This is a genomic window from Mesorhizobium sp. USDA 4775 (assembly GCF_054062655.1).
The window spans coordinates 3,143,875-3,167,078 of the sequence record NZ_JBSSFM010000001.1; the positions used below are offsets into that span (position 1 = coordinate 3,143,875).

Here is a 23,204-nt window from a genome sequence, read left to right on the forward strand (position 1 = left end):
GAACCTTGACGTTGCATCTTCGCAACAGCGAAATGTCAGCAGCCATTTCATGCTGCGCTGCACACCGCTTGGTGCAAGGAGTCCAGCATCCTATATTGCGTTCCGGCGGTTCCGACTCCAAGGCGAGTCGGCATGCCGAAGCGGGCGTTTCGCCACAATGCTGCCCCAAGTGCGAATGCCGTTTAACGCATGCCGGGCCATATTTCGTCGGCGTCGTGTTTTCGGCCCGAAATCGAGGATTGACAGCAGATGAGCAAAGCCACTCCCGCGGCCCTGGTGACGGGCGGGGCGAAACGGATCGGCAAGGCAATTGTCGAAGACCTCGCCGGCCATGGCTTTGCCGTCGCCATCCACGCCAATCGCTCGCACGACGAGGCGGATGCCTTGGCCGCGGGGATCAATCAGTCCGGCGGCCGCGCCACCGTGGTTGGGGCGGATCTGACCGACATGAGCGCCGTCAGCGGCCTCGTCGGCAAGGCGGAGGCCGCGCTGGGTCCAATCTCTCTGCTGGTCAACAATGCTTCGCTTTTCGTCGACGATTCCATCGAGGATTTCGATTGGCAGGCCTGGGGACCGCCACTTTGCCATCCACGTGAAAACGCCGGCGCTGTTGGCGCAGAATTTCGCCCGCGCCTTGCCTGAAGGGCGCGAGGGGCTGATCGTCAATATCATCGATCAGCGCGTCTGGAGGCCGACGCCACGCTACTTCTCCTACGCGTTGTCGAAGTCGGCTTTGTGGACCCAGACCCAGATGCTGGCGCAGGCGCTCAGCCCGCGCATTCGCGTCAACGCGATCGGGCCTGGCCCGACACTGAAGAATGTGCGCCAGGACGATACCGATTTTGGCGCACAGCTCGCTGGCCTGATCCTGAAGCGCGGCCCGGAATTGCCGGAATTCGGCGCCACCATCCGCTATCTCTGGGATGCGCGCTCGGTCACCGGTCAGATGATCGCGCTCGATGGCGGCCAGCATCTTGCATGGCAGACGCCCGATGTGACAGGCATGACGGAATGAGTCCTTTGGATCACAAAAACAAGGCGCGTGGCGGCGCCGATGACCTGCCTCCCGAAATCGACCTCGAGGACGAGGCGCTCGAGGAGATCGTCGAACCGACAGGCCCGGATGTCGCCTTCACCGCCATCGACTGGACGCCGCATGCCGGCGATGCCGAAGGCATGGTCGGCGCCGAGGTGATCCAGACCTTGGTCAAACGGCTGCCCAACGCACCCGGCGTCTACCGCATGATGAACGCCGCAGGCGACGTGCTCTATGTCGGCAAGGCGCGCAGCCTGAAGAAGCGCGTCACCAACTACGCGCAAGGCCGGTTCCACACCAACCGCATCGGCCGCATGGTGCGCGAGACGTCGACGATGGAATTCGTCGTCACCCGCACCGAGATCGAGGCGCTGCTGCTCGAAGCCAATCTTATCAAGCGCTTGCGGCCGCGATTCAACGTGCTGATGCGCGACGACAAGTCGTTTCCCTATATCCTTTTGACCGGCGACCATGTCTCGCCCGGCATCTACAAGCATCGTGGCGCGCGGTCGCGGAAAGGCGACTATTTCGGCCCCTTTGCTTCGGCCGGCGCCGTCGGCCGCACCATCAATTCGCTGCAGCGCGCCTTCCTGCTGCGCAGTTGCACCAACTCGTTCTACGAGAACCGCACGCGGCCGTGCCTGCTGTATCAGATCAAGCGCTGCGCCGGCCCCTGCACCGGCGAAATCTCGCATGACGGCTATGCCGAACTGGTCGCCGAGGCGAAGGATTTTCTGTCCGGCCGCAGCCAGAAGGTGAAGACCGAGATTTCGGCCGCCATGCAGCAGGCATCTGAAGACCTCGATTTCGAACGGGCCGCCATCTATCGCGACCGGCTGGCCGCCCTGTCGCATGTGCAGAGCCATCAGGGCATCAACCCGGCGACCGTCGACGAGGCCGATGTCTTCGCCATCCATCAGGAAGGCGGGCAGGTCTGCATCCAGGTGTTCTTCTTCCGCACCGGCCAGAACTGGGGCAACCGCGCCTATTTCCCGAAGGCCGATCCTGCCCTGGAAGCGGCCGAGGTATTGGGCTCGTTCCTGGCGCAGTTCTACGACGACAAGCCGACGCCGCGCGCCATCCTTCTGTCGCACGGCGTCGAGGACCAGGAATTGCTGGCCGAGGCGCTCTCGACCCGCGCCGGCCGCAAGGTTGCGATCTCTGTGCCGCAGCGCGGAGAGAAGAAGGACCTGACCGACAACGCCCTGCAGAATGCGCGGGAGGCGTTGGGCCGCAGGCTGGCCGAAACCTCGACGCAAGGACGGTTGCTTGCCGGTTTCGCCGAGACCTTCGGCCTGGCCAAGCCGCCGGTGCGCATCGAGGTATACGACAACTCGCACATCATGGGCACCAATGCCGTCGGCGCCATGGTTGTCGCGGGACCGGAAGGGTTCGTGAAAAACCAGTACCGGAAATTCAACATCCGCTCGACCGAGATCACTCCGGGCGACGATTTCGGCATGATGCGCGAGGTGATGGAGCGGCGCTTTTCGCGACTGCTCAAGGAGCACGGCGATGTCGCGCCCGACGACGCGGCTTCGGTGGAAGCGGGCGATGATGTCGAAGACGACATCTCCGGCAGCTTCCCGGCCTGGCCCGACGTCATCCTGATCGATGGCGGCCAGGGCCAGATGACGGCCGTGCGCAAGATTCTCGCCGATCTCGGCATCGAGGACCGCGTCGTGGCGATCGGCATCGCCAAGGGGCAGGACCGCGATGCCGGCCGCGAGCGCTTTTTCGTCAAGGGCAGGGATTCTTTTTCGCTGCCGGTGCGCGACCCCGTGCTCTATTTCGTCCAGCGGCTGCGTGACGAGGTCCATCGCTTCGCCATCGGCTCTCACCGCGCGCGGCGCAAGAAGGAGATGGTCAAAAGCCCGCTCGACGAGATCGCCGGCATCGGCCCCGGCCGCAAGCGCGCGCTGCTGCTGGCATTCGGCACCGCCAAGGCCGTCAGCCGTGCCGCGATCGAGGATCTGAGGAAAGTCGACGGTATTTCCGAACAGGTCGCCAAACTGGTCTACAATCATTTTCACGAAAGTTGAAAAATTCGGCACTTTCAGCTGGCCAGTCGAATCTGGCCTGTTGACCCCCTACATTCGCTTCTGATTTGAGTACGCAGGCAGAAAGAGTCCACCAGATATGGCCCAGCGCGCGTTCAACCTGCCCAACATGCTGACCTACGCCCGCATCATCGCGGTGCCGCTGGTGGTGCTGTGCTTTTTTCTCGAAGGCCATCTGAAATCGAGCGACTTCGCCCGCTGGTCGGCGCTGGTCATTTTTCTGCTGGCATCCGTCACCGATTATTTCGACGGCTATTTTGCGCGCGCCTGGCAGCAGACCTCCAATATCGGCAAGATGCTCGACCCGATCGCCGACAAGCTGCTGGTCGCGACCTGCCTTTTGCTGCTGGCTGCCGACACCGATCGCCATGCCGGCATCGCCGGCTGGTCGCTGTGGGCGGCCATCATCATCCTGTGCCGCGAAATCCTGGTTTCCGGCCTGCGCGAATATCTGGCGGCACTCAAGGTCTCGGTGCCGGTGACGCAGCTTGCCAAGTGGAAGACCACCATCCAGATGGTCGCCATCGCCTTCCTGCTGGCAGGACCGGCCGGTGACAAGATCTTCCCGCTGACGACGCAGACCGGCCTTGTGCTGCTGTGGATCGCCGCACTCGTCACGCTCTACACCGGCTACGACTATTTCCGCGCCGGCCTCAAGCACATCATGGACGAGTGAGATGACGACCCGCCTTATCTATTTTGCCTGGGTGCGCGAACGGATCGGCATGCCTCAAGAGGATGTCGAATTGCCCGCCGGCATCGAGACCGTCGCCGACCTTTTGCGCTGGCTGCAATCGCGCGGCGAGGGCTACGAACACGCGCTGCAATATCCCGACGTGATCCGCGTTGCCATCAACCAGGAACATGTCGACCACCGCGAAAAGATATCGGGCGCGCGCGAGATCGCGCTGTTCCCGCCGATGACCGGAGGTTGACACCCATGTCGGCCGTCCTGGCGCCGACCGTGCGCATCCAGCGCGAGGATTTCGACGTCGCCGCCGAGATCGCCGGACTGACGCAAGGCCGCAGCGACATTGGCGCGGTGGTTTCTTTCTCCGGCCTCTGCCGCGATGAGCAGGGCGCGCTCTCGGCACTGGAGCTCGAACATTATCCCGGCATGGCGGAGGCCGAGATCGGCCTTATCGCCACCGAGGCGGTTGAGCGCTGGCCGCTGCAGGGCCTCACCGTCATCCACCGCCATGGCAAGGTTCGTCCGGGCGAGAATATCGTGCTGGTGGTGGCCGCCTCCGGCCATCGCCAGGCCGCGTTCGAAGCGGCGAACTTTCTCATGGATTACCTCAAATCGCGCGCGCCCTTCTGGAAGAAGGAGCATCGCGCCGATGGTTCCGAAGGTGGCTGGGTCGAGGCCAAGGAAACCGACGCCCAGGCGGCAAAGCGCTGGAAGTCACCGTCCGAATAAATCCAGTCGCAGCCATGTATTGACCGCAATCCTTTGGCCAATTGCGTGAGGTTGATCAGCCCCGGGGATTGGCAGTCCGGGCAAGGGAGGTGGTCATGCTGGACAGGCTCGCGGAGTTCTTCGTCTTCGGTTTCGTGCCTCTGGTCGTCGGCATCCTGGCGGTACCGGAACTGTCCGTGGCCGCCGAAAAGGCGGTGAGGGGCGAGGTGATCTATCGCGAACGCATCGCCCTGCCGCCCAGCGCCGTGCTTTCCGTCCAGCTTGCCGATGTTTCACTGGCCGATGCACCGGGCAAGATCATCGGCGAGCAGACGGTCAAGCCGGCCGGCCAGGTGCCGATCAGCTTCGAGATCAAGTTCGATCCTTCGGTGATCCGGTCGCAGATGACCTATGCGCTGCAGGCGCGGATCACCGTTGACGGCAAGTTGATGTTCATTTCCGATGTGCGCCATCAGCTGGACCCGCTGACTGACGCGCCGCAGACCATCATGCTGAAAATGGTGGCGTCAGGCGCCGAGCCGGCGGCTTCCGTCTTTGGCCAGATCTGGGTGCTCGACTACGTCGATGGCATTGGCGCCATCACCGCGCCGCAGGCGACGCTCAGGGTCAGCGAGGCTGGCGAGGCGGGCGGCAGCGGCCCCTGCAACACCTATTTCGCCACCGCCAAGGTCGATGGCCAGGCGATCGCCATCAGCGACATCGGCTCGACCTACAAGGCCTGCGCGCCGGAGGTGATGGCCGAGGAAAAGGCGTTGTTCGATGCCTTGGCCAAGGCGGCGTCCTACAAGGTCGATGCCGGCAAGCTCGCCATATCGGACAAGGACGGCCGCGAAATCCTGCGCTTCAGCGCCGCGAGCTGATCGCCAAATGAAAAGGCCGGCGAAGCGCCGGCCTTTTGCATGAGATTTTGCAGTATCGGCTCAGCCGACGATCTCGGTGTCCGAGAACCAGTACTTGATCTCCTGCGCGGCGGTTTCCGGCGCGTCGGAGCCGTGCACCGAATTCTCGCCGATCGACAGCGCGTGGACCTTGCGGATGGTGCCTTCGGCGGCGTTGGCCGGGTTGGTGGCGCCCATCACTTCGCGGTTCCTGGCAATGGCATTCTCGCCTTCCAGCACCTGGACGATCGTCGGAGCCGACGACATGAACTCGACCAGTTCGCCGAAGAAGGGACGGTCCTTGTGGACGGCGTAGAAACCTTCCGCCTCGCGGCGGCTCATCCAGACGCGGCGCGATGCGATGACGCGCAGGCCGGCGTCTTCGAGCATCTGGGTGATGGCGCCGGTGAGGTTGCGCCGGGTCGCGTCCGGCTTGATCATGGAAAAGGTGCGTTCGAGCGCCATGGGGTTTCCTTGTCTGAGAAATGGAATTGAGAGTGGCGGGCTCTATACAAGCCGCCCGGCCTATTGCCAAGGGGTGAGGAGCGGTCCGCGAAGCGGACGGAAAGCCGATTGCCTGGCTTTCAGAATGACGAGTGCCCAAAGCGGGGATTGAAGGGCCGCAACGCTACGCACATCTATGTCAGGCCGGCAAGCCGTCAGGCGACATCAGACGGCTGCACAGCAACGCTTTGCTTGCTATAGTCACGCGTCGGCGCCGCGCTGAAGTCGGCCCGAATGGAGACAACATGACCATGGCAGACGATCGTCAGGAGCGCATTCGCAACCGCGCACATCAGATCTGGCAGGAAGAGGGGCAACCGGCCGGTCACCACGAACGCCATTGGCACCAGGCGGCAGCCGATGTCGATCGGGAAGATGCGGGCAAGCCGTCGGCAGCCAAGACGCCGGCCAAGAAGGCATCTGGCGCCAGCAAGGCCAAAGCCGCTCCAAAGGAAGAGAAAGCTGTCGCGAAAGCCAGCAAGCCGAAGACCAGCAAGCCAAAGAAGGCGGCTAAGTAGGCCCGCTCTCCTGCCGCTGATTCTCGCCACGGATAGACGGCGCGTCCAATCTGCCTTGCGGGCAGGGCAAGCGCTTGCGGCCGTCAGGCCGCTGCCGCAACCTTTCGTCCCAGCCCGCCATGCAGGTCGAGGCAACGCGCGAACCATTGCGCCACGGCATCGCTGTCTTCAAGCAGCTGGTAGGGCGTGGCGATGCGCGCCCATTGCAGCGCGCCGAAGACGATGTAATCCGCAAACAGCGGTGAGGCGCCGCCGATGAAAGGCTGGTAGCCCAGCATCGAGCGCAGCGGTTCGAGCGAAGTCCGAAACGCCGCCAGGCCGGCATCGCGCGCCGCGACGACATCTTCCAGCTGCCTGCCGAAGCGCTGCTCCCGGCTCTGCCGGAAATACACGGCGTTTTCTTCGTCCTGCATGGCATGGAGGTCGACGAGCGCCGCAGTGGTGACGTAGGGATGGATGGTCAATTGCGACCAGCGCTCGATGAAGCGCGCCATCGCCTTGCCACCGTCGCCGCCAAACAGCGTCGGCCGGTCCGGATAGGCTTCCTCGAGATAGAGCGCGATGTCGAAGGAATCGATGACGACCTTGTCGCCGTCGCGGATCACCGGAACGGTTTTCGAGGCGCCGCCCTCGATGGCGGGCACCTCGAGAAAACGCGTCGGCGCGGTCGAGATATCGAGCCCCTTGTGGGCCAGCGCCATTGTCGCCTTCCAGCAATGCGGACTGAACGGACGGCTCTCGTCACGCCCGACGAGCTCATAAAGCAGAATGGTCATTGGCGCGGGTCTCTTTGCGGTCTAGGTATCGCTCGCGACACCCCGAAACGGGGCGGCGGGAGAAAAGATGAAACAGCACTTCATGATGTTTGCGGCGTATAATCAATGGGCCAATGGCCGCATCTATGATGCCGCCGCGGACCTTGATGAAGAGGAATTCAATCGCGACGTCGGCGCCTTCTTCGGCTCGCTGATGGGCACCCTCAACCATCTGCTCGCCGCCGATCGCATCTGGATGAAGCGCTTCACCGGCGAGGGCGACGCGCCGACGGCGCTGGATGCCATACTGCATCGGGCCTTGCCCAAGCTGAGGACGGCGCGCGAGGCCGAGGACCGGCGGATCATCGACTGGCTCTCCGGCTTGAGCGACAAGGCGCTGTCGGGCCGCTTCACCTATATGACCCTGTCGGACATGCGCACCGTCTCGCAGCGTCTTGCGCCCGCGCTGGCGCATGTCTTCAACCACCAGACCCATCATCGCGGCCAGGCGCATATGATCCTGACTGTCCTCGGCCGTCCTTCCGTGCCGCTCGATTTGGCGCATTTCCAGCGTACCGAAGAGGGCAGGGCTTTCGCCTGATCCGGGCGAACGGCCTGCGCCGACTACCGCCGCATCTTCTGCAGAAGCATGGCCTTCACGTCAGGCCATTCGGAATCGATGATGCTGAACCGCACGGAATTGCGTTTCCTGCCGTCTGGCATGATCCGCTCGTTGCGAACGATCCCTTCCTGCTTTGCCCCTATCCGCAGAATGGCCGCTCTCGATGCGTCATTGAGTTCATCGGTGGTGAACTGCACTCGCACACACGCCATGACCTCGAAGGCATGGGCCAGGAGAAGGTACTTTGCCTCGGTATTGACCCCTGATCGCTGAACCGAAGCGCTGAGCCACGTGTGCCCAATCTCCAATTTTCTGTTCATGCGATCGATCTTCCAGAACCGCGTACTCCCGCAGATCGCTCCCGTGCCGCGCAGCACGATTGTATAAGGCATGACGGTCCCGGCCCGTCGTCCAGCCAGGGCGCAGGCTACATAGTCATCGATCGTGGCTGGCCCGGGAACCACGGTGGCCGCGAGGTTCCACAGCTCACCGTCCGCGGCCGCATACAGAAGGCCCTGCGAATGCCCCGGCTGAAGCGGCTTGAGTTCCACAATCTTGCCGGCCAGGACGGGTTGCATGGATTGGACGTCCATTAACCGATGGCTCTCAATTTTCTGACCGGCGGTCATCGGGGGACAATTGGGCGCTGATACGAATTTCAGACAGCTTCGGTAGCCAGGTCGCGGATTTCACTGTCCAATTGGCGTTGCGTCGAAGCTGCTTCCGCCATGACCCATTGTTTGAACAGCAGCACCTTGCGTGCGGCAAAGCACTTCTGGGGGGAGACGAAATACCAGCCGGCGGTATTCGGATGGTGGACGGCAAAGGGAGCGACCAGCCTTTCGGCGCGGATGTCGCTGGCCATATAGGCACGGTTGGCCACGGCAAAGCCCATTCCGGCATTGGCGGCCTCATAGGACATCATGCACGAGTCGAAATAGATGCTTTTGGTCTCGCTGAGCACGAAGCTGGCACCGGCAAAGCCAAGCCAGGACTGCCAGTTCTGGGTGCAGGTGTCGGAATGCAGAAGTGTGAAGTGCCTGAGATCGTCAGGCTCCACCTTGGACGCCGGCTTGTCGCCGAGAACCTCATGGAACAGTTTGCGGCTGCACACCGGTGTCAGGTCCTCCCGAAACAGCAGATCGGATGGCAGCCCGTTGAAATGGCCGTCGCCATAGCGGATTTCGAGATCGAAATCCGAGGTCGAGAACTCATGCGTCGCGTAGGAGGTCGAAACCCGCATCACGATATCGGGATGTCGCCGCTGGAACTCCGGCAGGCGCGGAAACAGCCAGCGTGCTGCGAAGGTCGGCAGCACGGATATCTTCAGCACATGTTCCTGCGATTGCCCGGTCGCTTCCATGCTGGCGGCGACGATCCGCTCCAGCGCCTCGCGAACGCGCGAGACATAGGTCTCGCCTTCCGGCGTCAGCGACACCGCATTGCCACCGCGCTGGAAAATCTTGAAGCGCAACTGATCCTCCAGGCTCTTGACGCGCTGGCTGACCGCTGACGCAGTGATGAACTGCTCCTCTCCGGCTCGCGTGAAATTCCCGTGGCGCGCAGCACTCTCCACGATTTTCAGCGAATTGAGGTTGACCTGACTGAGCAAACGCACCGGCTTCGACCTTAAGCTGGGCTTACACTAGCACCAGCATTCCTAATTTTACAGGGGGTGCTAATTTAATCGACTGTTAACCAAGTGTTTGCCCCCCACTTGGAGAAGTACAATGAACGCACATACCATACCCGATCTGCGCTATGCGATGAGCCGCGAGGCCATTATCGGCCACGAAACCGCCTGGAAAGTGTCGAGTTTCGGCGTTGCACAGTATCTGCATGGCTATGACCCGGCGCTGCTCGCGGCAATCGAGGAGGCCGCCTTGAAGCTCAAGGACAGCCACGCCGTGCACAAGCACCTCGACCTGACCTTCATCACCGGCGCCGACCGTTTCATTCCCGAAATCAAGGAGTTGCTGCACGACAAGCTGCGCCTCGAGCGGCTGTCCGACATGATGGGCACGAAACTTGAGCCCTATCCGCTGTCGATCGTCGGTTCGACCGTCACCTTCATGAATCCCAGGGATGGCGCCGTCGAATGGCATTGCGACGGCGTTCCGGTTACCGAACTCATTCCGCTGTCGATCAGCGATCCGCTCGTCGGCGGCCATCTCGAAATCTATTGCGACGATTCCGAGACCGGCCGCGCCGTCCTCGAATCCGGCCGCGAGATCCCGCGCAACCGCATCATGCGCATCGATCACAAGATGAACTACGCGACGCTCGGGCAGTTCCTTGGCGTCCTGCATCGCACAGCCCCGATCCAGTATGGCGAGCGCGTCACCCTTGTGCTCAACCAGCGTTCTGTGGCCAAGCCCTACGTCGACGACAACCGCATGTTCTATCTCGCCGCCGACAATGATCACGACCGTGAATGGGTCAACGAACTGGCTGAAGACGTCTGGACCAACCAGTTGCCGGCCTATCGCCGGTTCGAGGCGGAACATCCGACGCCCACCCCGGCCGCCGAAGCACAGGTTTCGGGCGGAGCCAGGGAATCATGGTAATCAACCATAATCCCGAAAAGTGGGAGCCGGTCTTCGGACGAGATCATGGTCCAACACAGGGATAGAGCCCCAGGCCGATTGTTTTGGCATGGATCAGGCTCGATATCCGCGCTGGTCTTTGCTGCCGGCGCGGTGGCTTTGTGGTCGACCAATGCTTTGGTCGGCAAATCCCTGCTGGCAACCCATCCGGTATCGCAAGTGCAGTTCCTGCAATTTGCGGGAGCTGCATTGGTCTTCGCCTTGATCCGGTTCATGAGCCGAGAGGAAGCGCCGCCAATGGCGCCAAGGGCGGCACTCGCACCTCTCGCGGTCGGATTCATCGGTCTGGTCGGCACCATGGTGCTGCAATACATCGCCTTCGCCTCGATGCCGGTGATCGAAGCCAATCTCGTGGCCTACACCTGGCCCTTGATGGTCGCCGCGGCAGTGATCGCCTTCGACAATCCCCGGCGCCCGGTCTTGCTGGGTCTTGCCGCGGCCCTTGGCTTCGTGGGTGTTGCGCTAGTGATTTCGGGAGGGCGTGAGAGCAGCTGGTTCCAGGGCGATATCGTCGGCTATTTCGCCGCATTTGGATCTGCGCTGTGCATGGCTTTCTATTCGGTGATGGTGGGACGGCTCGCCACTTCGCCCGATCGCCTGCTGCTGCCTTCGTCGCTGGTCGGTGTCGCCTTGACGCTTTTTTGGTCCTCTGGCGAAGGCGTCGCCTGGCCCTCCGGCGTCGATCTCGCCCTGGGACTCTATCTCGGCGCCGGTCCGATGGGGCTGGGTTATTACTTTTGGTCGCGGGCCTTGAAGCTCGAAGGCAGTGGCAAGGTCGCGGTCGTCGCCTATCTCACGCCGATTGCCTCGACGTTGCTGCTGACCCTGTCCGGCGAACGGTTGACGACAACCGCCATTGCCGGGGCCGTCCTCGTCATCGGCAGTTGTATCGCGGTCGGACTGGAGCGCTCGGAGGCGCAAGACTATGTTTGACGACAATGAACGTCTCGCCAGGCAGGAAGCGCATTGGCTGATCAAGGAATTTGGTGCCGAAGCACCGCTCTACGCGGCGATGAAGGCCGAAAAGGCAATTGAGCAGAAGGATTTCGGGCGCTGTGCCCGTTGGCGGCGTATTCTTGAGATATTGGCCGATACCCGGACGACCAAGTCTGCTGCTTCCAAGTATTAGATTTTCTAAATTGCGCAGCGTGCATTTCCCATAAAAATAGTTGACGCCAAGTCTTGATTCGTTTTGGCACTTGGCGGGCCGTTAGGGGGACGCGGTTAAAGAGATACGTCGACGAAGTCTTCGCTGGGGTGGATGACTTTCTCGCAAATAGGATGAAAGAATTGTCAAATATCGAGGATAAGACCGTTATAGAGCTAACGGCCGATATTGTCTCGGCCTATGTAGGCAACAATCCGCTACCAGCTTCCGGCCTGCCTGACCTGATTGCCAGCGTCAGCGCCTCGGTTCGAAAGTTGGCTGGCGCGGTCGTCGTAGAAAGCCCGAGCCTGGTTCCGGCCGTAAACCCGAAAAAGTCGGTGTTTCCCGACTACATCATCTGCCTGGAAGACGGAAAGAAGTTCAAGTCGCTCAAGCGACATCTCAGGACAGACTATGGTCTGAGCCCGGACGACTATCGGGCCAAATGGAGCTTGCCCCCGGACTATCCGATGGTCGCTCCCAATTACTCGGCGACCCGGTCGGCGCTGGCAAAGTCGACGGGACTTGGCCGCAAACCGGCAGCCGCACCGGCTGCCGTGGCAAAGGGAGCCAAGCGCAAGGCGGCTGGCTAAGCGGGAAGCGCCCCGGCCAGTTGGCCTAGACGCGACAGCCAATAGAACCCGGAAGGCGGCTTTGCCCTTCCGGGTTCACCGTCTGATTTGTGGTTGATCGTGCAGAACCACGTTCAGCAGCGAACTGTGCACCACGAGTTTCCCATTGTACTCGATGAATCCGAGGTCGCGGAACTTGTTCATGAAGTAGCTGACTCTCGGTCGCGTTGTGCCGATCATTTCGGCAAGCGTCTCCTGGTTGACCTTGCCGAGAATGGGTTCTGGCTTTCCTTCCTTGCCGAAATTTGCAAGCAGCAGAAGTGCCCGTGCCAGGCGCTTTTCGCTCGAATTGAAAAGCTGATCGACCAGGTCCTCTTCGACACGGATGGTTCGTGTCAGAAGATGCGCGATGAACATTTCCGAAAAGGCCGGCTCATCATGAATGACGCGCACGATCGCCTTCTTGTCCAACTGCATGATCTCGCAATCGGTCATCGCAACCGCCGTTGCCATGCGCCGGGTCTGGCCGGCCAAGCAACCTTCGCCGAAGAAATCGTCGGTCCCCATTATGGCGACGACAGCTTCCTTTCCCTGTTCGGACAGGACACTGATTTTGACCTGGCCCTCATTGATGTAGAAGACCGAAGCCGCGACATCGCCTTGCGAGAATATCTTCTGGTTGGGTCCATAGCGTGTGATGGTGCGCCCGAGATCTGCTTTCGCCAGAAAAACCTTCGGGTCGAACGGCTGATCTGATCTTCCTTCCATCAATGACCCCATCCACTGACCAGATTGGATTTTATCACGATGCTGACGAGGCTTCAGCCTTGATGAAACAGAATCCGATATCTCGCGGAACCGGTCAATATTGACCAGATGCGGCCCGCTGCGAAGGCTATCCAAATGCGGTCGGCGTCATTCCGGGTCTTCCTCCCCCGATCTCCTGGCGTCTTGACGAGTCCCTGGCCGGGGCTTCGTCACGTAAGGCACGCCCGCCGCAGTGTTCGGAATGGTTGGGAAGTCGGCCTGCGATGTCGATGCTAACAAGACGTCGCTGCAGTTCCCTGTGCCAAGGTTCCTTGGGATGCAACTTCATCCCGCAATGTGTCGGCAATTTCCATCAAACTATGCCCAGCCTCGGGATGGGCGTCGAGCAACTGACTGGCAACGGCTGCTATGTCCAGCCTGCCCCGACGCCGCTGGGCATCGGAAACGGCGTCTGCGATCTTGAGCGCCAACGGAAGCGTGGGCATCCTCGAATCTCCATGCCGCCTTGGTTCATTCGGGCCCTGATGGGAGTTTCATCGGACCCGGTTTTCCGATTGATGCCGAGCCGTTTCCTTTGCCATGCTGAAAAATCCCCGGCCGGGGTTCCTGCTGTCGTAACCAAACGTGGTTGGGGGGCAGTCCGGTTTCGTCAGCTCGTGAAGCGTAGGACGCGCGTCGGGCGCCCGTCTGTTCAATATTGACCACCACGGCGCGGCCAGTGTGCCGATAGACTTTGCCTTTAGCCTTCGAGGATTTTCCGGTGATGAGCGCAGGCGCGTTTTGCGATCAGGCCTTCGGCGGTCGTCGAGGACAGGCACGAATTTCACGGACAAGGCCACCAATTCGCCTCGCGCTCCCGCCTGTGTTTCAGGCCTTGTGCGGCCAACTGGCCCGGAAGGTCTTGCGAAGCGTTGATGTCCAGTGCAAAAGCGCGGCCATGCTGATCATCAACGACCTTTCGCTCCGCATGGCCGGGCGCCTGCTTCTCGACCATGCCTCGCTGACCTTGCCGGCCGGCACCAAGGCCGGCCTTGTCGGCCGCAACGGTACCGGCAAGACGACGCTGTTCAAGGCCATCACCGGCGATTTTCCCTCCGAGACCGGCTCGATCAGCCTGCCGAAGAACACGCGCATCGGCCAGGTGGCGCAGGAAGCGCCGGGAACCGAGGAGCCGCTGATCGAGATCGTGCTCAAGGCCGACCTCGAACGCACGGCGCTGCTCGAAGAGGAAAAGACGGCGACCGATCCGCACCGCATCGCCGACATCCACATGCGGCTGGCCGACATCGACGCGCATTCGGCCGAGTCCCGCGCCGCCACCATCCTCGCCGGCCTCGGCTTCGACGACGCGGCGCAGCGCCGGCCGGCCTCGTCCTTCTCCGGCGGCTGGCGCATGCGCGTGGCATTGGCTGCCGTGCTGTTTTCAGAGCCTGATCTGCTCCTGCTCGACGAGCCGACCAACTATCTCGACCTCGAAGGCACGCTGTGGCTGGAAAACTACGTGTCGAAATACCCGCACACCGTGCTTCTGATTTCGCACGATCGCGACCTGCTCAACCGTGCCGTCAACTCGATCGTTCATCTCGACCAGAAGAAGCTGACCTTCTGGCGCGGCGGCTACGATCAGTTCGAGCGCCAATACACCGAGCAGAAGGAATTGCAGGAAAAGGGTCGCGTCAAACAGGAGGCCGCCCGCAAGCACATGGAATCCTTCGTCGAGCGGTTCCGCGCCAAGGCGTCCAAGGCCAGACAGGCGCAGTCACGCATCAAGGCCCTGGAAAAGATGAAGCCGATCGCGGCGATCGTGAACGATTCGGTGCGGCCGTTCTCTTTTCCCGAACCGGTGAAGACCGTGGCCTCGCCGATCGTGGCGCTGAATAACGTCAATGTCGGCTACACCGAAGGCCAGCCGATCCTGAAGAAAATGACGTTGCGCATAGACGCCGACGACCGCATCGCGCTGCTTGGCGCCAACGGCAACGGCAAGTCGACCTTCGCCAAGCTGCTGTCGGGCCGGCTCAAGCAGGAGAGCGGCACGATGACGGTGGCGCCCGGGCTGAAGGTGGCGATCTTCGCCCAGCATCAGCTCGACGATCTGCGTCCGGAGGAAAACGCCTATGAGCATGTCCGCCGGCTGATGCCGGAGGCGCCGGAGTCCAAGGTGCGCGGTCGTGTTGCCCAGTTCGGTCTGACGACCGAGAAGATGAATACGCCAGCCAAGGACTTGTCCGGCGGCGAGAAGGCGCGGCTTTTGATGGGCTTGTCGGCCTTCGAGGGGCCGAACCTGTTCATCCTCGACGAGCCGACCAACCATCTCGACATCGACAGCCGTGAATCGCTGATCCATGCGCTCAACGAATTTCCCGGGGCTGTCATCCTGATCTCGCACGACCGCCATTTGCTTGAGGCGACCGCCGACCGGCTCTGGCTGGTCAAGGACGGGGCGGTCAATCCGTATGAGGGCGACCTGGAGGACTACAAGACGCTGGTCACCGGCGTGTCCGGCGACCGCCGCGGCAGGCGCGAGGCCGACAAGGCGTCAAAAGCCGACCGCCGCCGCGATGCGGCGGCGCGCCGCGCCGCCTTCGAACCGCTGGCCAAGGAAATCCGCGCCACAGAAGCGCTGATGGACCGCATCCGCAAACGCATCGACGGCATCGAGGACGAACTGGCCAATCCGGCGATCTACGAAAAGGATCCCTCGACGGCAACGCGCCTGGCCAAGGAGCGCTCGCAGCTCGCCCAGACGCTGGCCGGCCACGAGGAAAAATGGCTGACCATGTCGGCCGAGTATGAGGAAGGCACGGCGGAGTAGGGCGGCCGACCTCGTCGCAAACCGCGATTGGGACCGATCACAGCGCCAGCCCCATGCCGCGATTTCATGCAGCGGCATTCCAATCGGGTGCGAAGGGTGGCCGGACGAAGCGCTGGTCCTTCGGCAGAGCAGCAATCGTCGCGCGATCCTCATCGTCGAGCCGAATGCCGAGCGCATCGAGATTGGACTTCTGGCTTTCGGGGCGCGCGGCTTTCGGGATCACGATGACGCCCTCCTGGTCCAGAAGCCAGGCGATGGCCATCTGCGCTGCGCTGCAGCCATGCTTGCGCCCGAGGCCGGCGAGCGTTGCGTCACTGGCGGCCCGGCCCTGGGCGAGCGGCGCGTAGGCCGTCAAGGGGATGCCGTTGCCCCGCAGGTAGGACAGCATCCGGTCCTGCGACAGGAATGGGTGGTATTCGAGCTGGACGCTCGCGATCGGCGCACCGATCTCCTCCACGGCGCGGCGGATCATCGGCAGGTTGAAGTTGCACACGCCGATCGCACGCGTGAGGCCTTGCTCCCGCAGCGACATCAACGCTTCCAGCGTCGCCTTGATGTCGAAGTCTTTGGACGGCCAGTGGATCATGTAAAGATCGACATGGTCGAGCCTCAGCTTGCCCAGGCTGATGTCAAAGGCCCGGCGCAACGCATCCGGCGCAAGTTGGTCGTGCCATACCTTCGTCGTGACGAAGAGCTCGTTCCGGTTCACGCCGGACGCTGCTATGGCGGCGCCGACGGCGGCTTCGTTCTCGTACATCGCCGCGGTGTCGATATGTCGGTAGCCGAGCGCAATGGCGCTCTCGACGACCGGCTGGGCGTCGTCCCCTGGCATGCGGAACGTACCGAAACCGAGGCGCGGGATCGCAACGCCCTGCGTGATGATCGATTCCATGATGATTTCCTTTCGAAACTGTGGCGATGGCAGGGCACGGGCGACCGCCACCGCTTCGCGCCAGCGACTGGTTCGCAAGTCCATGCGCCAAATCGTGACCGTGTCAGGTGGCTGACCGGCTCGCCGCGACGAGGTTGGTGATAACGCTATCGAGCGTCGTTGTCCCTTTGATCGCCGACCGGCCTTGGTCGCTGAACTCGATCCAGCCCTCGTTGAAGCCGTCAAGCATCCGGATCCGCGGCAACGGATTTTGCGTACCCTGGGAACGGAAGATCTGCTCCCAGCTCTCGCGCGGCACCGTCTCGACCTTGACCGGGCGCTCCAGCACCGTGGCGAAGGCGCGGGCGAGATCGTTGGGCGAGACGCGGACAGGCCCCTCCAGTTCGATAAACCGCGTCCCGATCCAATTCTCCTGAAGCAGCACGGCGGCCAGGCGCCCGACATCTTGCGTCGCGACCATCGGCAACGGCCTGTCGGCCGGCTGCAGGAAGCTGCGCAGCACGCCTTCGTCACGCGCCGAGGGAATGTCCCAGAGCGCATTCTCCAAGAACCAGCCGGGCCTTAGGAAGGTGACCGGAAGCCCGATCCCGTCCAGCGCCTGTTCCATCAGCGTGCGCTGGGTCAGCAGGTTCTCGTGCGGCGCGTCCGCGCCGATGGTCGACAGGCAGACCACCTTGCCGGGACGCGCCTCGGCCAAGGCAGCGGTCACGGCCGAGATGACGCGCATAGCCTCGGGAAAGCCGGGTTCCGGATCGAACTCGGAGGGCGGCAGGATGAAGACGCCCGCAGCCTCCCTGAAGGCCGAGGCCAGGCTTGCCGCATCGTCCATCTCGGCCAAGGCGACATTACAGCCGCGACGTCTCCACTCCGCTGCCTTGGCCGCGTCGCGCAGGACGGCGCGGACAGGCAATCCCTCGGCGAGAAGGCTGCGCGCAAGCGCGCCGCCGACCTTGCCGGTTACTCCGGTGATTGCATACATGGTGGTTCTCCAAGAGGTTGGTGTCGATCGCCAGGGGGTTCAGGCGAGCCCGGCATAGAGGCCGCGCTCGAACGCGCCGTAGAGCGCGACGACCCGCTCGTCGTAGAAGGGCAGGACCTGGGTGAAGAGCGCGCCGGTGACGTGCTTCACCGGGTCGAGCCAGAAGTAGCAGTTGAGCAGACCTGCCCAGGAGATGCTGCCGGCGGAGCGCCCATTCGGTCCCGGCCGCGTGTTGATGTCGAAGGACAGGCCCCATTTATGCGGCTGTTGCGGGAACTGGTCGAAGCTGCGGGAATAGGACGGCTGCGCCGAGCGCATCTGCTGGACGCTCAGCTCGCCGATCTGGTTCTGCATCATCATGGCGACCGTCTCCGGACGCAGGATTCGCGCGCCATGCAGCGCGCCGCCATTCAGCAGTGCCTGCAGGAAGGCCATATAGTCCCGCGGCGTCGAGAAGGCACCGCCGCCGCCCATGAAGAACTCCGGCCGTTGCGGCATCTCGAAGGGCGCCGGCTCCAGCCCGCCATCGGCCCCGCGGTTGTGGAAGGTGGCGACGCGCTGCTTCTGCTTGGTGCCGATCAGAAAGCCTGAATCCTTCATGCCGAGCGGCGCGAAGATGTTCTCGCGGAAGTAGATTTCGAGCGACTGATCGGACACCGCTTCGACGAGCTTGCCGATCCAGTCCATGCTGATGCCGTATTCCCACCGTTCGCCAGGTTCAAATTCGAGCGGGGCGGTGAAAGCGGCGTTCTTGCAGGTCGCGATGTCGGGCATGCCCGTCACCTTCTCGTAGCGGGTCAGAGCCTCGCTCCAGATCGAGTAGGTGTAGCCGGAAGTATGCGTCAGCAGATGGCGCACCTTGATCGCGCGCTTGGCCGGCCGCAGTCGCGGCGTTCCATCCTCGGCAAAGCCGTCAAGAACCTGCGGCGAGGCCAGCTCAGGCAGGTATTTCGCCGCGTCGTCGTCCAGATTGAGGCGGCCCTGCTCGATCAGCTGCATGCAGGCCGTAGCCGTGAAAGCCTTGGTCATCGACAGCAGCCAGAACACCGTGTCGAGCGTCATCGGCGCCCCCGTTGCAGTGTTCGCCTTGCCGAAGGCACCCTCATAGACCATGCCTTTCGGCGTCGCCGCGACGGCGATGACGCCGGCCACGTCGTTCTTCGAAACGCCTTCGCGCAGGGCGGCGTCGATCGCCTTGAACCGCATCGACGAACCGGCTGGCGTTGTCTTGGCCGGAGCGGGGCTGACCGCATCGAGAGCCAGGATGGCCCCGAGCATTCCGCCGCGCTGAAGCATCGTTCTGCGTGTGAGGTGATTCATGGCTAACTCCTTTCCGGATCGAAGGAAATCCGACCTGCTCAGCCTCTCTCGGCCGGCACTGCGGTGACGCCATGCTTGTACGTCTCGCTATCCAGTGATTCACGCGCATTAAGATCAGTGTTATGATGACTAGAAATCACCGATCCTCGTCATCGGGGTGTAGGCGAAGGGAGATCGAATGGTTTTCGACACGCGGCTTCTCACCGGCATTGGGGTCCTGGCAGCGGTAACGGAGGCCGGGAACTTCGCCCGTGCCGCGGAGATGCTGGGCCTGACGCCATCGGGGGTAAGTCGGGCCGTCGCGCGTCTGGAGGCCAGGGTCGGCGTGCGGCTCTTCGATCGCAATCCACGCGAGGTCAGCCTGACCGAGGAAGGCCGGCGCTTCCATGCGCAGGTGATGCCGCTGCTCGCAGGCTTGGATGAGGCTGCGGCCGAGGCCGCGGGCGCGGCGGCGGTGGTGCGCGGCCGGCTGCGCGTATCGGTGGACCCGTGGTTCGCACGCACGGTGCTCGCAGGCGGGCTGCAGCGGTTCCTCGCTCGCTATCCACTGCTCGTGCTGGATTTATTGACCAGCAACTATCGCGAGGAGATGATGAGCGGCGTGGACGTGGCGATACGCTTCGGGCCGCCCGATGCATCGTCCCTTATCGTGCGCAAACTCCTGGAAGCCCAGATTCTGACGGTTGCGGCGCCGGCCTATCTCGAACGGCACGGCGAGCCGCGATCGCCGCACGACCTCGTCCACCACGAGGCGCTTCTCTTCCGCGATCCCCAGACCGGCCTTCCTTTTCCATGGGAGTTTCACCGAGGCGGAGAGATCGTCGAGGTCAAGATCCCAAGCCGTCTGGTGCTGGACGATCCTTCCGTCGCGGTCACGGCCTGCGTCGCGGGCCAAGGCATTTTCCAAAGCCTCGCCATCGGCCTGGCGCCGTTCCTGGCACGGGGAGACCTCGTGCCGATCCTGCCGGAGTGGTCGGAAGAACTTTACCCACTCTACGCCTACCACCCATCACGCCATCTGCCGCCGGCCAAGGTCAGGGCATTCCTGGATTTTATCCAGGAGATTGCCGTTGGGTTGTAATCGATACCGGAGGCCATCGATGTCGATGGAACTATGGATCGAAGCAGGCAGCGCATGTCCGGCGCCACATACGCTGTGCGGGATGCGGTGCTTGCAATGCGTCGCCACACATCGGGTGGAAGTCGCCACATATCGGGTAGAAAAGGCATCCCCGAAAGGCAGTCTATGGGCAAATCTGGCCCTACACGCCACGTTCGGAACCAGCTAAACATCCCCCATGAACCAGCACGCCAAGCTTCGCATCGGCCATTCGGCCTGTCCGCATGATTGCCCGTCCACCTGCGCGCTCGAGGTCGAGTTGCTCGACGGCAACCGCATCGGCCGTGTCCATGGCGCCAAGGCCAACACCTACACATCCGGCGTCGTCTGCGCCAAGGTCGCGCGCTATGCCGACCGCGTCCACCACCCCGACCGCTTGCTGAAGCCGCTGATCCGCGCCGGCGCAAAAGGCGACGGCGTCTGGCAGGAAGCGAGCTGGGAGGCCGCGCTCGACCTCGTCGCCGAAAGGTTCATCGCGGCCGAAGACAAATACGGCTCGGAGACGGTCTGGCCTTACTTCTATGCCGGCACGATGGGGCTGGTGCAGCGCGACGGCATCGACAGGCTGCGTCATGCCAAGAAGTATTCGGGCTTCTTCGGGTCGATCTGCACCAATCTCGCCTGGACTGGCTGGATGATGGGGGCGGGCGCCTTGCGTGGGCCCGACCCGCGCGAAATGGCGAAATCCGACTGCGTGGTGATCTGGGGCACCAATGCCGTGGTCACGCAGGTCAATGTGATGACCCATGCCATCAAGGCGCGCAAGGAACGCGGTGCTAAAATCGTCGTCATCGACGTCTATGAAAACGCGACGATGAACCAGGCCGACATGGGCCTGGTGCTGAAACCCGGCACCGACGGCGCGCTGGCCTGCGCGGTCATGCATGTGCTGTTCAGGGAAGGCCTGGCCGACCGTGCCTATCTCGAAAAATACACCGACGATCCGAAGGGTTTGGAAGAGCATCTTAGGACGCGAACCCCTGAATGGGCGGCCCAGATCACGGGCTTATCGGTCGCCGAGATCGAAGCCTTTGCCCGCCTCGTTGGCACGACCAGGAAAACCTATTTCCGTCTCGGCTACGGCTTTGCCCGCCAGCGTAACGGCGCCGTCAACATGCATGCCGCCTCCTGCATCGCCGCGGTCACAGGAAGCTGGCAGTATGAGGGCGGCGGCGCCTTCCATTCGAATTCCGGCATCTTCAAGCTCAACCAGGAGGTGCTGGAAGGCACCAGGATGCGCGATCCGTCCATCCGCTATCTCGACCATTCGCGCATCGGTCCGGTGCTGACTGGCGCCGGCGACGCGCTCTACGGCGGACCGCCAGTGACGGCGATGCTGATCCAGAACACCAACCCGGTGAATGTCGCGCCTGAGCAGCGGCTGGTGAAGCAGGGCTTTCTGCGCGACGACCTGTTCACTTGCGTGCACGAGCAGTTCATGACCGACACCGCCAGGCTGGCCGATGTGGTGCTGCCGGCGACGATGTTTCTGGAGCATGACGACGTCTACAAGGGCGGCGGCAACCAGCACATCACGCTCGGGCCAAAGCTGATCGAGCCACCGGAAGGGCCGCGCACCAACCATTTCGTCATCGAGCAACTGGCCGAGCGCCTCGGCGTCGCCGACCGCCCGGGCTTCGGCCTGACAGAACAGCAGCACATCGACATCATTCTCGGCAAGCGTGGGCTGGGCAGTTTCGACAGCTTGAAAGAGCAGAAATGGGTCGATCTGCAGCCGGATTTCGAGGCCGCACATTTTATCAACGGGTTTGGCCATGCGGATGGTAAATTTCGCTTCCGCGCCGACTGGACCGGCCAGGCGGCTCCCAACCGGCCGCCGAAGAGCATGGGCCTGTTCGGACCGGTGGAGCGCCTGCCAGAGTTTCCCGACCATGTCGACCTGATCGAAGTGGCCGACGAGGCGCATCCGTTCCGGCTGACGACCTCGCCGGCGCGCAACTTCCTCAACTCGACCTTTGCCGAAACGCCGGTGTCGAAGGAAAAGGAAGGCAGGCCGGCATTGCTCCTCCATCCCGACGACGCGGCGGATCTTGGGCTTGCCGACGGCGACCGTGTCGAGGTCGGCAACCCGCGCGGCGAGCTGGTGCTGCACGCGAAATTCTTCGACGGCATCAAGCGCGGAGTGGTGATCGCCGAAGGCATCTGGCCGAACAGCGCGCATGAGCGCGGCGAGGGCATCAACGTGCTGACCGGAGCCGATGCGCCGGCGCCCTATGGCGGCGCCGCCTTCCACGACAACAAGGTCTGGCTGCGCAAGGCCTAGCCGATCTCAATCCCTGGCACGGACCTGGCCCAACCAGCTCTCGTCGCAACGGCCAACTCGTACCGGTATAGAGGCTCTCTCTGCATCGGGGAGGACGTCGATGACAGGCGCGATTTCGCTTCTGGGAATACCGCATGACGAGAACTCGTCCCATCTGCGCGGCTCGGCCGACGCCCCAGCGCTGATCAGGCGGGAGCTGCATAGCGACGCCCACAGTTCGTGGAGCGAAACCGGCTTCGATCTGACGGATCGCTTCCTCGACCATGGCGACATCGACTTTGCCGGCGCCGGCGACCCCTGGGAACGCATCGAAAGCGAGGTCGGACGCGCGCTGAATGCCGGGCATCCGCTGATCAGCCTGGGTGGCGATCACGCCATTGCCTGGCCGGTTCTGCGTGCCGTGCGGCGGCGCCACCCTAGCCTGACGATCGTCCAAATCGATGCACATCCCGATATCTATCCTGCCTATCAGGGCAATTTGCGCTCCCACACCTCGTCCTTCGCCCGCATCATGGAGGAGCGGTTGGCCGACCGGCTGATTCAGATCGGCCTGCGCACGCTCAACGACGACCTTCGCGGCCAGATCGGGCGCTTCGGCATCGAGGTGGTCGAGGCGCGCCATGTCGGCGAGGGCCTGCGGCTCGACCTCACAACACCAGTCTATGTCTCGATGGATCTCGACGGGCTCGACCCCGCCTTTGCACCCGGCGTCTCGCACCGCGAGCCCGGCGGGCTGTCGACCCGGCAGGTCATCAACCTCATTCAAGGCATCGACCAGCCGATCGTGGCCGCCGATATTGTCGAATACAATCCAAGCCAGGATCTCTCCAACATGACGGCGCTTGTCGCCGCCAAGCTGACGAAGGAGATCGCCGGCATGATGCTGAAGACTGCACTGGGATAGGGCA

The 23,204-nt window shown here is 62.7% G+C and carries 23 protein-coding genes and 1 pseudogene; 16 read left to right on the top strand and 8 right to left on the bottom strand.

Features of this window, described 5'->3' with window-relative positions:
- Nucleotides 1-249: 249 nt before the first annotated feature.
- The 6 genes and pseudogenes from ACVILI_RS15020 (at nucleotide 250) to ACVILI_RS15045 (ending at nucleotide 5,376) form a co-directional block, all read left to right on the top strand.
- A pseudogene (locus tag ACVILI_RS15020) lies at nucleotides 250-1,015 on the top strand (SDR family oxidoreductase).
- Nucleotides 1,012-3,078: an excinuclease ABC subunit UvrC gene (uvrC, locus tag ACVILI_RS15025; protein ID WP_019857310.1), complete on the top strand. Its 2,067-nt coding sequence runs from the start codon at nucleotides 1,012-1,014 to the stop codon at nucleotides 3,076-3,078. Before ACVILI_RS15020 ends, uvrC begins: the two are co-directional and overlap by 4 nt.
- Nucleotides 3,079-3,175: 97 nt before the next feature.
- Complete coding sequence (gene pgsA, locus ACVILI_RS15030) at nucleotides 3,176-3,772, top strand: CDP-diacylglycerol--glycerol-3-phosphate 3-phosphatidyltransferase (protein WP_010915213.1); 597 nt, start codon at nucleotides 3,176-3,178, stop codon at nucleotides 3,770-3,772.
- Between the two features lies 1 nt (nucleotide 3,773).
- Nucleotides 3,774-4,031: a molybdopterin converting factor subunit 1 gene (moaD, locus tag ACVILI_RS15035; RefSeq protein ID WP_019857311.1), complete on the top strand. Its 258-nt coding sequence runs from the start codon at nucleotides 3,774-3,776 to the stop codon at nucleotides 4,029-4,031.
- Between the two features lie 5 nt (nucleotides 4,032-4,036).
- A complete protein-coding gene (locus ACVILI_RS15040) occupies nucleotides 4,037-4,516 on the top strand; it encodes a molybdenum cofactor biosynthesis protein MoaE (protein ID WP_038645777.1) in 480 nt (159 codons plus the stop codon).
- 95 nt (nucleotides 4,517-4,611) lie between these two features.
- Entirely contained in the window at nucleotides 4,612-5,376 is a 765-nt protein-coding gene (locus ACVILI_RS15045; RefSeq protein WP_038645779.1) for a YbaY family lipoprotein, read from the top strand.
- 60 nt (nucleotides 5,377-5,436) lie between these two features.
- On the opposite strand, the gene ndk is transcribed toward ACVILI_RS15045, so the two are convergent.
- Complete coding sequence (gene ndk, locus ACVILI_RS15050) at nucleotides 5,437-5,859, bottom strand: nucleoside-diphosphate kinase (RefSeq protein WP_019857314.1); 423 nt, start codon at nucleotides 5,857-5,859, stop codon at nucleotides 5,437-5,439.
- Between the two features lie 131 nt (nucleotides 5,860-5,990).
- Here ndk and ACVILI_RS15055 point away from each other — a divergent pair, with 131 nt between their 5' ends.
- Nucleotides 5,991-6,416 carry a DUF2934 domain-containing protein gene (locus tag ACVILI_RS15055; RefSeq protein WP_240565154.1) on the top strand — a complete coding sequence of 142 codons (426 nt, stop codon included), beginning with the start codon at nucleotides 5,991-5,993 and terminating at the stop codon, nucleotides 6,414-6,416.
- An 83-nt stretch (nucleotides 6,417-6,499) separates the two neighbouring features.
- On the opposite strand, the gene ACVILI_RS15060 is transcribed toward ACVILI_RS15055, so the two are convergent.
- Entirely contained in the window at nucleotides 6,500-7,192 is a 693-nt protein-coding gene (locus ACVILI_RS15060; protein ID WP_038645781.1) for a glutathione S-transferase family protein, read from the bottom strand.
- Between the two features lie 67 nt (nucleotides 7,193-7,259).
- On the opposite strand from ACVILI_RS15060, the gene ACVILI_RS15065 reads away from it, so the two are divergent.
- Nucleotides 7,260-7,772: a DinB family protein gene (locus tag ACVILI_RS15065; protein ID WP_019857317.1), complete on the top strand. Its 513-nt coding sequence runs from the start codon at nucleotides 7,260-7,262 to the stop codon at nucleotides 7,770-7,772.
- A 23-nt stretch (nucleotides 7,773-7,795) separates the two neighbouring features.
- Here ACVILI_RS15065 and ACVILI_RS15070 read toward each other — a convergent pair whose 3' ends face one another.
- On the bottom strand, nucleotides 7,796-8,371 hold the full coding sequence (locus ACVILI_RS15070; RefSeq protein WP_240565153.1) for a GNAT family N-acetyltransferase: 576 nt from the start codon (nucleotides 8,369-8,371) through the stop codon (nucleotides 7,796-7,798).
- A gap of 80 nt (nucleotides 8,372-8,451) precedes the next feature.
- Nucleotides 8,452-9,411: a LysR substrate-binding domain-containing protein gene (locus ACVILI_RS15075; protein ID WP_038645783.1), complete on the bottom strand. Its 960-nt coding sequence runs from the start codon at nucleotides 9,409-9,411 to the stop codon at nucleotides 8,452-8,454.
- A gap of 112 nt (nucleotides 9,412-9,523) precedes the next feature.
- Between ACVILI_RS15075 and ACVILI_RS15080 the strand changes: the two genes are divergently transcribed.
- The 4 genes from ACVILI_RS15080 (at nucleotide 9,524) to ACVILI_RS15095 (ending at nucleotide 12,139) form a co-directional block, all read left to right on the top strand.
- On the top strand, nucleotides 9,524-10,360 hold the full coding sequence (locus tag ACVILI_RS15080) for a hypothetical protein (RefSeq protein WP_038645785.1): 837 nt from the start codon (nucleotides 9,524-9,526) through the stop codon (nucleotides 10,358-10,360).
- A 45-nt stretch (nucleotides 10,361-10,405) separates the two neighbouring features.
- Entirely contained in the window at nucleotides 10,406-11,332 is a 927-nt protein-coding gene (locus tag ACVILI_RS15085) for a DMT family transporter (RefSeq protein ID WP_038645787.1), read from the top strand.
- A complete protein-coding gene (locus tag ACVILI_RS15090; RefSeq protein ID WP_019857323.1) occupies nucleotides 11,325-11,528 on the top strand; it encodes a hypothetical protein in 204 nt (67 codons plus the stop codon). Before ACVILI_RS15085 ends, ACVILI_RS15090 begins: the two co-directional genes overlap by 8 nt.
- 152 nt (nucleotides 11,529-11,680) lie before the next feature.
- Entirely contained in the window at nucleotides 11,681-12,139 is a 459-nt protein-coding gene (locus ACVILI_RS15095; protein ID WP_019857325.1) for a MucR family transcriptional regulator, read from the top strand.
- Between the two features lie 75 nt (nucleotides 12,140-12,214).
- On the opposite strand, the gene ACVILI_RS15100 is transcribed toward ACVILI_RS15095, so the two are convergent.
- Complete coding sequence (locus tag ACVILI_RS15100; protein WP_038645789.1) at nucleotides 12,215-12,886, bottom strand: Crp/Fnr family transcriptional regulator; 672 nt, start codon at nucleotides 12,884-12,886, stop codon at nucleotides 12,215-12,217.
- Nucleotides 12,887-13,823: 937 nt separating this feature from the next.
- Between ACVILI_RS15100 and ACVILI_RS15105 the strand changes: the two genes are divergently transcribed.
- Entirely contained in the window at nucleotides 13,824-15,701 is a 1,878-nt protein-coding gene (locus ACVILI_RS15105; RefSeq protein ID WP_020628819.1) for an ABC-F family ATP-binding cassette domain-containing protein, read from the top strand.
- Between the two features lie 64 nt (nucleotides 15,702-15,765).
- Here ACVILI_RS15105 and ACVILI_RS15110 read toward each other — a convergent pair whose 3' ends face one another.
- The 3 genes from ACVILI_RS15110 to ACVILI_RS15120 all read right to left on the bottom strand — a co-directional run bounded on the left by ACVILI_RS15110 (nucleotide 15,766) and on the right by ACVILI_RS15120 (nucleotide 18,892).
- Complete coding sequence (locus tag ACVILI_RS15110) at nucleotides 15,766-16,593, bottom strand: aldo/keto reductase (protein WP_038652423.1); 828 nt, start codon at nucleotides 16,591-16,593, stop codon at nucleotides 15,766-15,768.
- Nucleotides 16,594-16,696: 103 nt separating this feature from the next.
- Nucleotides 16,697-17,572, bottom strand: a complete 876-nt coding sequence (locus tag ACVILI_RS15115; protein WP_038645791.1) for an NmrA family NAD(P)-binding protein — start codon at nucleotides 17,570-17,572, stop codon at nucleotides 16,697-16,699.
- 39 nt (nucleotides 17,573-17,611) lie between these two features.
- Nucleotides 17,612-18,892, bottom strand: coding sequence for a serine hydrolase domain-containing protein (locus ACVILI_RS15120; RefSeq protein WP_038645793.1), 1,281 nt, complete (start codon nucleotides 18,890-18,892; stop codon nucleotides 17,612-17,614).
- 178 nt (nucleotides 18,893-19,070) lie between these two features.
- Here ACVILI_RS15120 and ACVILI_RS15125 point away from each other — a divergent pair, with 178 nt between their 5' ends.
- The 3 genes from ACVILI_RS15125 to ACVILI_RS15135 all read left to right on the top strand — a co-directional run bounded on the left by ACVILI_RS15125 (nucleotide 19,071) and on the right by ACVILI_RS15135 (nucleotide 23,200).
- Nucleotides 19,071-19,973 carry a LysR family transcriptional regulator gene (locus tag ACVILI_RS15125; RefSeq protein ID WP_038645795.1) on the top strand — a complete coding sequence of 301 codons (903 nt, stop codon included), beginning with the start codon at nucleotides 19,071-19,073 and terminating at the stop codon, nucleotides 19,971-19,973.
- A 217-nt stretch (nucleotides 19,974-20,190) separates the two neighbouring features.
- Entirely contained in the window at nucleotides 20,191-22,296 is a 2,106-nt protein-coding gene (locus ACVILI_RS15130; protein WP_038645797.1) for a molybdopterin-containing oxidoreductase family protein, read from the top strand.
- Between the two features lie 100 nt (nucleotides 22,297-22,396).
- Nucleotides 22,397-23,200, top strand: a complete 804-nt coding sequence (locus ACVILI_RS15135; RefSeq protein WP_038645799.1) for an arginase family protein — start codon at nucleotides 22,397-22,399, stop codon at nucleotides 23,198-23,200.
- Nucleotides 23,201-23,204 lie beyond the last annotated feature (4 nt).

Bases quoted from the DNA above. Each gene is read 5' to 3' on its own strand.
- ACVILI_RS15085 (WP_038645787.1), top strand. From the start codon at position 10,406: ATGGTCCAACACAGGGATAGAGCCCCAGGCCGATTGTTTTGGCATGGA.
- ACVILI_RS15070 (WP_240565153.1), bottom strand. From the start codon at position 8,371: ATGCAACCCGTCCTGGCCGGCAAGATTGTGGAACTCAAGCCGCTTCAG.
- ACVILI_RS15060 (WP_038645781.1), bottom strand. From the start codon at position 7,192: ATGACCATTCTGCTTTATGAGCTCGTCGGGCGTGACGAGAGCCGTCCG.
- ACVILI_RS15095 (WP_019857325.1), top strand. From the start codon at position 11,681: ATGAAAGAATTGTCAAATATCGAGGATAAGACCGTTATAGAGCTAACG.
- ACVILI_RS15090 (WP_019857323.1), top strand. From the start codon at position 11,325: ATGTTTGACGACAATGAACGTCTCGCCAGGCAGGAAGCGCATTGGCTG.
- ACVILI_RS15040 (WP_038645777.1), top strand. From the start codon at position 4,037: ATGTCGGCCGTCCTGGCGCCGACCGTGCGCATCCAGCGCGAGGATTTC.
- ACVILI_RS15110 (WP_038652423.1), bottom strand. From the start codon at position 16,593: ATGGAATCGATCATCACGCAGGGCGTTGCGATCCCGCGCCTCGGTTTC.
- uvrC (WP_019857310.1), top strand. From the start codon at position 1,012: ATGAGTCCTTTGGATCACAAAAACAAGGCGCGTGGCGGCGCCGATGAC.
- ACVILI_RS15080 (WP_038645785.1), top strand. From the start codon at position 9,524: ATGAACGCACATACCATACCCGATCTGCGCTATGCGATGAGCCGCGAG.
- ACVILI_RS15105 (WP_020628819.1), top strand. From the start codon at position 13,824: ATGCTGATCATCAACGACCTTTCGCTCCGCATGGCCGGGCGCCTGCTT.
- ACVILI_RS15065 (WP_019857317.1), top strand. From the start codon at position 7,260: ATGAAACAGCACTTCATGATGTTTGCGGCGTATAATCAATGGGCCAAT.
- ACVILI_RS15125 (WP_038645795.1), top strand. From the start codon at position 19,071: ATGGTTTTCGACACGCGGCTTCTCACCGGCATTGGGGTCCTGGCAGCG.
- pgsA (WP_010915213.1), top strand. From the start codon at position 3,176: ATGGCCCAGCGCGCGTTCAACCTGCCCAACATGCTGACCTACGCCCGC.
- ACVILI_RS15130 (WP_038645797.1), top strand. From the start codon at position 20,191: ATGAACCAGCACGCCAAGCTTCGCATCGGCCATTCGGCCTGTCCGCAT.
- ACVILI_RS15115 (WP_038645791.1), bottom strand. From the start codon at position 17,572: ATGTATGCAATCACCGGAGTAACCGGCAAGGTCGGCGGCGCGCTTGCG.
- ACVILI_RS15120 (WP_038645793.1), bottom strand. From the start codon at position 18,892: ATGAATCACCTCACACGCAGAACGATGCTTCAGCGCGGCGGAATGCTC.
- ACVILI_RS15100 (WP_038645789.1), bottom strand. From the start codon at position 12,886: ATGGAAGGAAGATCAGATCAGCCGTTCGACCCGAAGGTTTTTCTGGCG.
- ACVILI_RS15135 (WP_038645799.1), top strand. From the start codon at position 22,397: ATGACAGGCGCGATTTCGCTTCTGGGAATACCGCATGACGAGAACTCG.
- ACVILI_RS15045 (WP_038645779.1), top strand. From the start codon at position 4,612: ATGCTGGACAGGCTCGCGGAGTTCTTCGTCTTCGGTTTCGTGCCTCTG.
- ndk (WP_019857314.1), bottom strand. From the start codon at position 5,859: ATGGCGCTCGAACGCACCTTTTCCATGATCAAGCCGGACGCGACCCGG.
- moaD (WP_019857311.1), top strand. From the start codon at position 3,774: ATGACGACCCGCCTTATCTATTTTGCCTGGGTGCGCGAACGGATCGGC.